9 protein-coding genes are annotated in these 12,008 nt (G+C 53.1%); 3 read left to right on the top strand and 6 right to left on the bottom strand.

Annotation, left to right across the window (positions count from 1 at the left end; all coding sequences use genetic code 11):
- Positions 1–147: 147 nt before the first annotated feature.
- Genes OGV65_RS07985 through OGV65_RS07995 form a run of 3 tightly spaced genes read right to left on the bottom strand, consistent with a single transcriptional unit; the run spans position 148 to position 3,290 of the window.
- Entirely contained in the window at positions 148–1,128 is a 981-nt protein-coding gene (locus tag OGV65_RS07985; RefSeq protein WP_000019445.1) for an IS5-like element ISKpn26 family transposase, read from the bottom strand.
- A gap of 45 nt (positions 1,129–1,173) precedes the next feature.
- On the bottom strand, positions 1,174–2,292 hold the full coding sequence (locus tag OGV65_RS07990) for an amidohydrolase (protein WP_286454817.1): 1,119 nt from the start codon (positions 2,290–2,292) through the stop codon (positions 1,174–1,176).
- Positions 2,292–3,290 (bottom strand): MsnO8 family LLM class oxidoreductase, encoded by a 999-nt coding sequence (locus OGV65_RS07995; protein WP_286454818.1) that lies wholly within the window; start codon positions 3,288–3,290, stop codon positions 2,292–2,294. Before OGV65_RS07995 ends, OGV65_RS07990 begins: the two co-directional genes overlap by 1 nt.
- Before the next feature lie 516 nt (positions 3,291–3,806).
- Between OGV65_RS07995 and OGV65_RS08000 the strand changes: the two genes are divergently transcribed.
- Complete coding sequence (locus tag OGV65_RS08000; RefSeq protein ID WP_286454819.1) at positions 3,807–5,348, top strand: methyl-accepting chemotaxis protein; 1,542 nt, start codon at positions 3,807–3,809, stop codon at positions 5,346–5,348.
- 280 nt (positions 5,349–5,628) lie between these two features.
- Complete coding sequence (ansP, locus tag OGV65_RS08005; RefSeq protein WP_003833088.1) at positions 5,629–7,071, top strand: L-asparagine permease; 1,443 nt, start codon at positions 5,629–5,631, stop codon at positions 7,069–7,071.
- A gap of 41 nt (positions 7,072–7,112) precedes the next feature.
- Here the strand turns inward: ansP and OGV65_RS08010 are convergent, their stop codons facing one another.
- Positions 7,113–7,334 (bottom strand): YgdI/YgdR family lipoprotein, encoded by a 222-nt coding sequence (locus OGV65_RS08010; RefSeq protein WP_003020157.1) that lies wholly within the window; start codon positions 7,332–7,334, stop codon positions 7,113–7,115.
- A gap of 136 nt (positions 7,335–7,470) precedes the next feature.
- On the bottom strand, positions 7,471–8,532 hold the full coding sequence (gene yncE / locus OGV65_RS08015) for a 7-bladed beta-propeller protein YncE (RefSeq protein ID WP_016153137.1): 1,062 nt from the start codon (positions 8,530–8,532) through the stop codon (positions 7,471–7,473).
- A gap of 260 nt (positions 8,533–8,792) precedes the next feature.
- Here yncE and pqqU point away from each other — a divergent pair, with 260 nt between their 5' ends.
- On the top strand, positions 8,793–10,913 hold the full coding sequence (gene pqqU / locus OGV65_RS08020) for a TonB-dependent receptor PqqU (RefSeq protein ID WP_286454820.1): 2,121 nt from the start codon (positions 8,793–8,795) through the stop codon (positions 10,911–10,913).
- 30 nt (positions 10,914–10,943) lie between these two features.
- Here the strand turns inward: pqqU and curA are convergent, their stop codons facing one another.
- The gene (gene curA / locus OGV65_RS08025; RefSeq protein WP_259688572.1) at positions 10,944–11,981 is read right to left on the bottom strand and encodes an NADPH-dependent curcumin/dihydrocurcumin reductase; all 1,038 of its coding nucleotides are present in this window, start codon (positions 11,979–11,981) and stop codon (positions 10,944–10,946) included.
- Between the last annotated feature and the right edge of the window lie 27 nt (positions 11,982–12,008).

Below are 12,008 nucleotides of genomic sequence, written 5' to 3' on the forward strand. Positions count from 1 at the left end.
GGAAGGTGCGAATAAGCAGGTCATTTCTTCCCAAGCTGACTCGCTGATTAAAATTTCGCGGATCTGGGCCGATTTTTTTCCCGCAAACACATCGAATCAGCCTATTTAGGCTATTTTTTCCACCATTTCTGGCGTTATTTCCGGTTTTTACTGAGATCTCTCCCACTGACGTATCATTTGGTCCACCCGAAACAGGTTGGCCAGGGTGAATAACATCGCCAGTTGGTTATCGTTTTTCAGCAGCCCTTTGTATCTGGCTTTCACGAAGCCGAACTGCCGCTTGATGATGCGAAACGGGTGCTCCACCCTGGCACGGATGCTGGCTTTCATGTATTCGATGTTGATGGCCGTTTTGTTCTTGCGCGGATGCTGCTTCAAGGTTTTTACCTTGCCGGGACGCTCGGCGATCAGCCAGTCCACATCCACCTCGGCCAGCTCCTCGCGCTGTGGCGCTCCTTGGTAGCCGGCATCGGCTGAGACAAATTGCTCCTCTCCATGAAGCAGATTACCCAGCTGATTGAGGTCATGCTCGTTGGCCGCGGTGGTGACTAGGCTGTGGGTCAGGCCACTCTTGGCATCGACACCAATGTGGGCCTTCATGCCAAAGTGCCACTGATTGCCTTTCTTGGTCTGATGCATCTCCGGATCGCGTTGCTGCTCTTTGTTCTTGGTAGAGCTGGGGGCCTCAATGATGGTGGCATCCACCAAAGTGCCTTGGGTCATCATGACGCCTGCTTCGGCCAGCCAGCGATTGATGGTCTTGAACAATTGACGTGCCAGTTGATGCTGCTCGAGCAGGTGGCGGAAATTCATGATGGTGGTGCGATCCGGCAGGGCGCTATCCAGGGATAATCGGGCAAACAGGCGCATGGAGGCGATTTCGTACAGGGCATCTTCCATGGCACCGTCGCTCAGGTTGTACCAATGCTGCATGCAGTGAATACGCAGCATGGTCTCCAGCGGATAGGGCCGTCGGCCATTGCCCGCCTTGGGATAAAACGGCTCGATGACAGCGGTCATATTCTGCCATGGCAGAATCTGCTCCATGCGGGAGAGGAAAATCTCTTTTCGGGTCTGACGGCGCTTAGTGCTGAATTCACTATCGGCGAAGGTGAGTTGATGGCTCATGATGTCCCTCTGGGATGCGCTCCGGATGAATATGATGATCTCATATCAGGAACTTGTTCGCACCTTCCCTAGCTGTGCAAAGTAATGCGCGGCAGGTTCAATTAAACGTTCGTCCGGATTAAAGCCCGGGTGATGTAATCCGTATTCACTGGCGCTGCCAATACTGACAAATGCGCCAGGCGTATTTTGCAGATAGACAGCAAAATCCTCGCCGCCCATATGCAGGTCGGCATGGTGGGTGGTGTAGCCTGATTGTTTCGCCACGGCGGTGGCGATATCGGCCCAACGAGCATCGTTTACCAACGCGGTCGGCCCCGCATGCCAGATAACGTCGATTTGTGCGCCAAAGGCGTGGGCAAAACCGGCGGCGATGTCATTAACCCGTGCTTTAACCTGCTGCTGCACCGAAGTCCGGTGCGTTCTGAGCGTCCCTTCCAGCTCAACGGATTCTGGCAACACGTTCCATGTATTTCCTCCCTGAATACGGGTCACGCTAAGCACCACTGAATCCAGTGTGTTAACGTCGCGACTGGCAACGCTTTGCAACACCGTGACCAGTTGGCTGGCGAGCAGGATGGCATCTCTGCCTTCATGCGGACGCGCCGCATGTGCGCCCTTGCCATTAATACGCAGCACGAAGCGATCGACGTTGGCATAGAACGCGCCGCCGCGTGTGGCAAATTCCCCCACTGGTAAACCTGGCTCATTGTGCATGCCAAAAATAGCCGCAACGTTGTGCAGCGCACCGGCGCGGATCAGCGTTTTTGCGCCACCGAAACTCTCTTCAGCGGGCTGAAACAATATACGTACGCGCCCCGGTAAGTGTGTTTCCTGTTGTTTAAGCAGCAGCGCGGCGCCCAGCATGACGCTGGTGTGGACGTCATGCCCGCAGGCATGCATCACTCCCGGAGTGAGGGAGCGAAACGGCACATCGGCGCTTTCTTCTATCGGTAGCGCATCGATATCCGCTCGCAGCGCGATGACATCTTCTCCCTGCCCGATTTCCGCGACCAGACCGGTTTTCAGGTCGAACGGCAAAATCTCGACGTCCGCTGCGTGCAGCCAGGCGTGAATGCGCGCCGTCGTTGCCGACTCTTGCAGGGAAAGTTCCGGGTGCTGGTGTAATTCACGACGCCAGTTGATAAGCGTTGAGGCCAGAGTCATCAGAGCACCTCCACGGCGTTATGGGCTTGCGCCAACAACCGCAGCGATGTCAGACGCGCGTGACCTTCCGCCACTGGCGTGTCGATAATGAACTCCTCAATGCCAAATTGCGTATGCAGGGCATTCAGCTTTGCCATCACCTCCTGAGCCGTGCCGTGTAACAACGCCTGCTCACGACGCGCGATTTTGCATGGCGGACTGCCGGCCTGCGCGGCGAATGCCAGCGCCTGCTCTTCGCTGGCTACCGTGACACGTTGACCATTCTCCAGCTCCACGCCCCAGATTTGCACGTTTTCCGCAAGCTGCGCGGCGGTATCGTTACTGTCAGCCACAATCACCTGGACGGCAACTATCGTCGGACGTGCGCTGTGGGTCTGCCAGAAGGACAAAACGTCACGCAATAACGCGCGGTCACCGTTGAGGTGTGCCGCGAAGATAAAATGCCAATTGAATTGCGCTGCTAACTGTGCGCTTTGCACACTGGCTCCCAGGACAAATCCTTCCGGCGGTATCGGTGGGATTGGCGTCGGAAATACTGTTTCCCCGCTTTCCGTGCCGCTCAGCGTCAGCCAGTCGTTAAGCTGGGAAAGTTGGTCGGCAAAACTGCCTTTTTCATCCTGATGCACTCCTTGCTGTAGTGCCCGAGTCGACAGTGGTAAGCCGCCAGGGGCTTTCCCTACGCCGAGATCGACACGCCCGGGTGCCAGCGAGGCCAGAAGATTGAAGTTTTCCGCCACTTTGTACGGGCTGTAATGTTGCAGCATCACGCCACCGGAGCCAACGCGAATACGCTGGGTTTGCCCGAGGATCCAGGCAATCACCAGCTCCGGTGATGGGCTGGCCAGCTGTGGCGTATTATGGTGTTCCGCGATCCAGAAACGATGGTATCCCCACTCTTCTGCCTGCTGCGCCAGACGTAACGTCCGGGCAAGCGCCATCGCGGCGGTTTCACCTTCCCCGAGGGGGCTTTTATCCAGAATACTCAGGCGATATGACATGTTACGGGCCTATGCTTGTTAACATGTCATTATTATTAAATTATCAGATAACCATGCAGAAACATTTAATTCACATTTGCTCAGCTAAAAAGTAGATAACCAGCCCTGACGCTGTCAGGGTTAAAATTCGGATCGCCTTGTACTGGTCGGAACACGAAACTGAAAACACGCGGAATGTATGGCCTACAAAATATAATAGGGTCGTTGGTCTCACGGGAATAACATCCAAATCATTTCATGCCAGTTTTCTTTTTGCGAAAACGTTTTTTAACGCGATTTACGTTAAGTCAGGTTAAATGACTTAAAACGTTATGCGGTTGTATAAAATGTTTCAGTTTTATGACCCTGAATGAATATTCCACAGAGATTTTTTAATTTAAATACTTCCACAGAAATGATGATTAGTAGAGAATGCAGCGTTTCTTATTAAAACGGTTTAAAACGGCTTTTTAATATTCCTCCCGATTTTATTGCGGGAATTTTTGTATGGATTATACATATCATTATGGGGCCTCTATGAAAAGTAACATGCCCGTTACACAAATTGAGCACGCACTTAACGACAAAGCGACGCTGCTTTCAACGACGGATAAAGAAAGTCATATTACCTACGCTAACTCTGCTTTTATCGATGCCAGCGGATTTAACGAAGATCAATTAATGGGCGAAGCGCATAATATTATTCGCCATCCTGACATGCCTCCCGCTGCATTCGCCGATATGTGGTACACGCTACAGCAGGGAGACAGCTGGACGGGTATGGTGAAAAACCGCCGCCAAAATGGTGACCATTACTGGGTTCGCGCCAACGTTACGCCGGTCTGGCACAATGAAAAACTCACCGGTTACATCTCGGTGCGTACCGTTCCTTCGCGTGATGAAATAACTCACAGCGAAAGTTTATACCAAAAAATGAATAGTCAGCAGTTTAAAGGCTTTCGACTTTTTAAAGGGATTATCATTCGTCGCGGCTTATTGGCATGGACTTCCATGTTTAAATGGCTGAATATCAGCCAGCGCGTCAATTATTCTTTAGGGGTGACGGCCCTGCTCGCTTTGTTATTTATCTTCGCCCCGTTTAATCCCTTTATTCAGTCGGGTGGCTTGCTGGTGTTATTTCTGGCGCTGGCTATTTACCTTAAGTATCAAATTTGTCAGCCAGTTAATACGCTCCTGACGCAAATGAAGAAAGTGGTGTCCGGACGTAAACCTGATAACTGTCATTTAAATCGGGTGGATGAGATCGGAATGCTAATGCGACTGGTTAATCAGTCCGTGCTTAATCTGAATTCTCTGGTCGATGACGTCAGTACGCAAATTTCCGGTATTCGCGCTATCAGTCAGCGGGTGTCAAAAGAAGGTACGGCGCTGCACCAGCGTTCAGAAGAAACCTCTGCCGACCTGCAACAAACCGCTGCGGCCATTGAAGAAATTGGTAGCGCGGTACAACAAACCGCTGAGACGGCGGCACATACCATGACCATGGCCGATAAAACCAGCGCCAACGCTGCAGAAGGCGGCGATATCATGAAACAAACTATCGCCATGATGCAGGCGATATCGCGTGACAACGGGCAGATCGTTGACATCATTGGCGTGATCGACAGCATCGCCTTCCAGACCAATATTCTGGCGCTCAATGCCGCGGTTGAAGCCGCACGAGCCGGGGAATCCGGGCGTGGCTTCGCCGTTGTCGCGGCAGAAGTCCGCAATCTGGCCCAACACTCGGCGTCTGCGGCAAAAGAGATCAAACAGCTTATTGAGAAGAACGTCGCCAATGTTAATAGCGGCGTCAAAATGGTGGAGCAAACAGAAACGCATCTCACCGGGATGATTGGGGATGTACTGCAGATGTCGATGATGATCAAAGACATTAGTCTGGCCACGCGTGAGCAAACCCAGGCTTTGGATCTGATTAACGATTCAATTTCACGCGTTGGCACCATGACACACAATAATGCCGAGATGGTGGAGCGCGTCACCGACGCCACCGCCGATCTGACCCAGCGTTCATCACGCTTACAGCAGGCCGTTCAGGTCTTTGGCGTATCGGCATAACGTTACGGCGCTTATTGGGTGAATGTCTCGATAAGCGCACTCCTCTACAGGTATAAACGCCCTTCTCTTTTATTGGCTGAATCGAGGCCACACCGCGCCAGTACCGGCTGCATAAAAATGCTGAATTCTTGTTACCGGGGCTTTGCGGAACCAATCAATTGAATGTAGGATGCTCGGCCGGCAGTTTTCCCCCGTAACACAATGAAGGGTAAGGCTGTTTTCGCCGCAGCAGGTGCGGCAAAAAGGATGTTGTATTTTTGTCAGGTCAACAGGAATCGTAATGAACACAAACAACACGCAAGCCGCGGAACAGCATGCGGCGAAACGACGCTGGTTGAATGCTCACGAAGAGGGGTATCACAAAGCGATGGGCAATCGACAGGTACAAATGATCGCCATTGGCGGCGCAATTGGTACCGGGTTGTTTTTAGGGGCAGGCGCACGCCTGCAGATGGCCGGCCCGGCTTTGGCGCTGGTCTATCTGGTATGCGGTATTTTTTCGTTCTTTATACTGCGCGCGCTCGGCGAACTGGTTTTACATCGCCCTTCCAGCGGTAGCTTCGTTTCCTACGCCCGTGAATTTTTAGGTGAGAAAGCCGCCTATGTGGCTGGCTGGATGTACTTCATCAACTGGGCGATGACCGGCATTGTCGATATCACCGCGGTGGCGTTGTATATGCACTACTGGGGCGCGTTTGGCGACGTGCCGCAGTGGGTGTTCGCCCTCGGCGCGCTGGCTATTGTCGGTACCATGAACATGATCGGCGTGAAATGGTTCGCGGAGATGGAGTTTTGGTTTGCGCTGGTTAAGGTACTGGCAATTGTGATCTTCCTGGTGGTGGGTACCGTTTTTTTAGGTACCGGAAAGCCGCTGGATGGTAACGCCACGGGTTTTCACCTGATTACCGACAACGGCGGCTTCTTCCCGCATGGCCTGTTACCTGCGCTGGTACTGGTACAGGGTGTGGTTTTCGCCTTTGCCTCTATTGAACTGGTGGGTACCGCCGCCGGTGAGTGCAAAGATCCGCAAACGATGGTGCCGAAAGCAATCAATAGCGTTATCTGGCGTATTGGTCTGTTCTATGTGGGTTCTGTCGTGCTGCTGGTTCTGCTACTGCCCTGGAACGCCTATCAGGCGGGGCAAAGCCCGTTTGTGACCTTCTTTTCCAAACTGGGCGTGCCGTACATTGGCAGTATCATGAATATTGTGGTGCTCACCGCGGCGCTTTCCAGCCTTAACTCAGGGTTGTACTGCACCGGACGTATTTTACGTTCCATGTCGATGGGCGGTTCGGCACCGAAATTCATGGCTAAAATGAGCCGTCAACAGGTGCCCTGGGCCGGGATCCTCGCCACGCTGGTCGTGTATGTCGTCGGGGTATTCCTGAACTATCTGGTGCCGTCACAGGTGTTTGAGATCGTGTTGAACTTCGCGTCACTGGGCATTATTGCGTCGTGGGGGTTTATCATGGTCTGTCAGATGCGTCTGCGCCGGGCCATAAAAGAAGGTAAAACGGCAGACGTCAGCTTTAAACTGCCGGGCGCACCGTTTACCTCGTGGTTAACGCTGCTGTTCCTGCTGAGCGTACTGGTATTGATGGCGTTTGACTATCCAAACGGCACCTATACCATCGCGTCATTACCGCTGATTGCCATCCTGCTGGTCGCGGGCTGGTTCGGCGTGCGTAAACGCGTTGCAGAGATCCACCGCACCGCGCCATAACGGCAGAAGGCCTGACAGGTTAATCCTTCAGGCCTTCTTTTTTAGTTCGCTTCAATCAACTGCGCTACGTCGTTGCTGTTAATTTCCCGCGCATTCCCATCCTGATCGGTATAGCTGGTCATTCCCGTGTCTTTATCCAGTTTTGGCTTACCCTGGGTGGTGATGGTTTGTCCGCTTTTGGTCGTCATGACGTAATCGGTGGTGCATCCTGCCAATGTAAACAGCATTACGCCTGCACAAAGACAGATAAATGGCTTTTTCATGGTATTCCCGTGTTATTCAGTTAGCCGTTGAGGGCGTAGTGTAAGTCCCTAAAGTGGGTCAGGCTACTGGCGGGGTGTAACGAGGCGTATCGGGGAATTTAGAGAAGTGACAGGAGGGGTTTCCCCCTCCGGTTAATTACAGCGCAATACGAATAACATCGTCCGGCTGGGTGGCTTCCTGCTCGCGGGTGGACTTCTGTTTCACGCTCACGTACAGGGTTTTACCGTCGGCGGAGAGCGCCAGGCTATTCGGGAATGTTGGGGTCTCGAACGTTTTAACGACTTTATAGCTTTTCGCGTCGATCACGCTCACTTTGCCGGCCTGACGATGGGTCACGTAGGCCTCGTTACGCGCCGGGTTAAACAGCACGGCCAGGGATTCCGGCGCGGCGACTTTTGCCAGGACGTTGCCATTACGGGTGTCGATTACCAGTACTTCCGCCGCTTTAGAGTCGGTGACAAAGGCGCGGTTGCCCGCCGTGTCCAGGCTCAGGTTGATGAAGAAATGCTCTTTTCCATCATCCAGCAGCTTTTTACGGCTGAGAATTTTATTGGTGGTGGTATCGATGGTGATGAATTCACCGTCCGCATTGGCGGTGTACAGGCGTTTAGCCTTGCTGTCGACAGCCAGAGCGGTGCTCATTTTGCCGGTATTTTGAATGGTGTCCTTCAATTTAATGGCATCACCGTCCACCACCCAAATCACGCTCTCTTTACCAATACCGCTAATGTATACCGTGTTGGTGGCGTCATCGGCGACCAGCTCACGCGGCTGCAGTGGACGAACGTCTTCAGAACGCTTACGCGCATCCAGCACCAGACGTCCTTTCACCGCGCCCGTTTTAGCATCCATTGCCGTCACCGCGCTGTTTACCGTGTTGCCGAACCACAGCGTTTGCGTGGCGTTGTTGATGGTGGCGCCAAACGGTTTGAGATCGTTATGAATAACCTGAGTCACTTCGAGGGTGACCGGGTCAAGACGGTAAACCACCCCGCCGGTATCCAGTTTGCGGCTCTGCGAGGTCGCCAGCCACAGCGCGTTCTCTTGCTGACTGTATGCCATTTCATAGGCGCCTTTGCCCACGGCTTTGCGCAGCAGTTCTTCTGCAGCCTGCGTAGTAAAAGATGATGCAACGAGCAGTGAACCTAACAGTAAAGAACCACGCAGACGCGGCGAAAACAGATGACGTAAAGACATGACGACTCCCTTTGATAAATTCGTTTGTTACTGCTTCACATAGCTTCAATGAGCAAAATCATGGTCTTGCCTTTTTTAAGAATGAGAATAGTAATCATTATTCATCTCAAAGTGGAGCACTTCTTCACATATTGACTACAATCGTTGTCATTGCCCGAAAAACTAGCGCAATTCAGCAGCGCTGAAATTCATCTTTTATAAAAGAATTCACGCGCTTATCGCCGGTGTTACGGCGTAAGCATCATTAACTGGCCTTGTTCATGACGATTTTTGCATCCCGCTACACTGCACTTCCTGTTTCTTTACTGCCTGTCTTCCTCTCGCCTTATGCCGTGGCAGAAAGTGAGATAAACGATCAAACGCTGATCGTTAGCGCGACACCACAGTCCGTTTCTGAACTGGACACCCCTGCCGCCGTCAGCGTCGTTGACGGAGAAGATATGCGTCTGGCAACGCCGCGAATTAACCTGTCTGAATCCCTGACCAGCGTCCCTGGGCTACAGGTGCAAAATCGGCAGAACTACGCCCAGGATCTCCAGTTGTCGATTCGCGGATTTGGTTCGCGAACCACTTATGGCATCCGCGGCATTCGTTTGTATGTCGACGGGATCCCGGCAACCATGCCGGATGGGCAGGGTCAAACATCCAACATTGATATCAGCAGCGTACAAAATATTGAGGTTTTACGCGGCCCCTTCTCTGCTCTGTATGGCAATGCGTCTGGTGGAGTGATGAATGTCAGTACTGAAACGGGACATGAGCCGCCAACCATTGAAGCCAGCAGTTATTACGGCAGTTTTGGCAGTTGGCGCTACGGGTTAAAAGCAACGGGCGCACTGGGCGATGGCACACAGCGAGGGGATGTGGATTACACCGTTTCAACAACCCGGTTTACCACCCATGGTTATCGCGATCGCAGCAGCGCCAAAAAAAATCTGGCCAATGCCAAACTGGGCGTGCGCATGGACGATACGAGCAAACTAACCCTGATTTTCAATAGCGTAGAGAGTAAAGCTGACGATCCTGGTGGTCTTACCGAGTCGGAGTGGCAGGCCAATCCGCAGCAATCTCCCCGCGCTGAGCAATACAACACGCGAAAAACCATCAAGCAGACCCAGGCGGGGTTGCGCTATGAACGCCAGCTTAGCGCGAAGGATGATATCAGCATCATGACTTATGCGGGCGAGCGTGAAACCACTCAGTATCAGTCGATCCCGATGGCCCCGCAGTTAAAACCCTCTCATGCCGGAGGCGTTATTACCCTGCAACGTCATTATCAGGGGATAGACAACCGCTGGACTCACCGTGGCGAGCTGGGCGTACCCGTGACCTTCACCACCGGTCTGAATTACGAAAACATGAGCGAAAACCGTAAAGGCTACAACAACTTTCGCCTTGATGATAGCGTGCCAGAATATGGTCAGAAAGGCGACTTACGACGTAACGAACGTAACCTGATGTGGAATGTCGATCCCTATCTGCAAACCCAGTGGCAATTAACGCAGAAACTCTCGCTGGATGCCGGGGTTCGCTACAGTTCGGTGTGGTTTGATTCTAACGATCGCTATATTACGCCTGGTAACGCAGATGACAGCGGTGACGCCAGCTATCACCAGTGGTTACCTGCTGGATCGTTAAAATACGCCATCACCGATGCCTGGAACGTCTACCTGGCCGCAGGACGCGGGTTCGAAACGCCCACCATCAACGAGTTGTCTTACCGCTCCGACGGCCAAAGTGGGATGAATTTTGACCTACAGCCTTCCACAAACGATACCGTGGAAATCGGCAGTAAAACGCGTATCGGCGATGGGCTGTTCACCGCAGCGCTATTCCAGACCGATACCGATGACGAGATCGTGGTTGACAGCAGTAGCGGCGGGCGGACAACCTACAAAAACGCTGGAAAAACCCGCCGTCAGGGAGGTGAGTTATCCTGGGACCAACGCTTTGCCGCAAGCTGGCGCGTAAAAGCTGCATGGACCTGGCTGGATGCGACCTACCGCAGCAACGTCTGTGGCGATCAAAACTGCAACGGCAACCGCCTGCCTGGCATTGCGCAAAACATGGGATTTGCTTCGCTGGGCTACGTGCCTGATGAAGGTTGGTATGCGGGAACTGATGTTCGTTATATGAGCAACATTATGGCCAATGATGAAAATACGGCGCAAGCCCCGTCCTATACCGTAGTGGGTTTAAATACCGGCTATAAATTTTATTACCGCAGTCTGATGATCGACCTGTTCGGTCGGGTGGATAATCTGTTTGATAAGTCCTACGTCGGTTCGGTGATAGTGAATGAGGCAAATGGTCGATATTACGAACCGGCGCCAGGACGAAACTATGGCGTAGGGATTAATCTGGCCTGGCGTTTTGAGTAACACTGGCGGGAATGACTCCCGCCATCCGTTTTACGCATCGTCTGCAAGACGAATCACCACTTTACCGAAGTTTTTGCCCGTCAGCAGGCCGATAAAGGTCTGCGGCGCATTTTCCAGACCGTCGGTGATTTGCTCGCGGTAATGGATTTTGCCCTCTTTAACCCAGCGCCCCATCTCCCGCTGAAACTCCTGAATGCGGTGACCATAATCCTGACCAATGATAAAGCCCTGCATCCGGATACGCTTTTTCAGCAGCGTTGCCATCAGCAAAGGTAATCTATCGGGTCCGCCTGGAAGCGATGTGGCGTTGTAACCGCTGACCAGTCCGCACAGCGGAATGCGCGCAGAGGTATTGAGTAATGGCAGAACGGCGTCAAATACCTTGCCGCCGACGTTTTCGTAGTAAATATCGATCCCCTGCGGACAGGCTTTTGCCAGCTGTTGCGCAAAATCTTGTGCATGGTGATCGAGGCAGAGATCAAAGCCTAAAACCTCGGTGGCATGTCGGCATTTCTCTGCCCCGCCTGCAACCCCGATCACCCGGCAGCCTTTGAGCTTACCAATCTGCCCTACCGTTGCGCCAACCGGGCCGGTGGCGGCGGCCACAACCAGCGTTTCCCCCGCTTTTGGCTGACCGATATCCAGCAGCCCCATATAAGCAGTAAATCCTGGCATCCCCATCACTCCCAGCGCCCAGGAGGGATGTTCGGGATTATCGCCAAGCTTCACCAGCCCGTTACCGTCGGAGATGTCATAGTCCTGCCAGCCGCTGTAGCTCAGCACCCACTCGCCTGGCTGGTAATCAGGATGGTTGGAGGACACCACGCGACTCACGGTCCCGCCAACCATCACGCCGCCAATCTCTACCGGCGGGGAATAAGACGGCTCATCGCTCATGCGTCCACGCATGTAGGGATCGAGGGAAAGAAAAATGGTGCGCAGTAAAACCTGGCCTTCACCCGGCGTTGCCACCTCATCCTCTTCAAGACGGAAGTTTTCCGGGACCGGCGCGCCATGCGGGCGGGAAGCCAGTACCCAGCGGCGATTGCGATTAGTCTGTTGACCCATGATGTGCTCCTCTGCTTTTGGCATGAT

The sequence above is a fragment of the Citrobacter sp. Cb004 genome (assembly GCF_030337065.1).
GTDB lineage: Bacteria > Pseudomonadota > Gammaproteobacteria > Enterobacterales > Enterobacteriaceae > Citrobacter > Citrobacter braakii.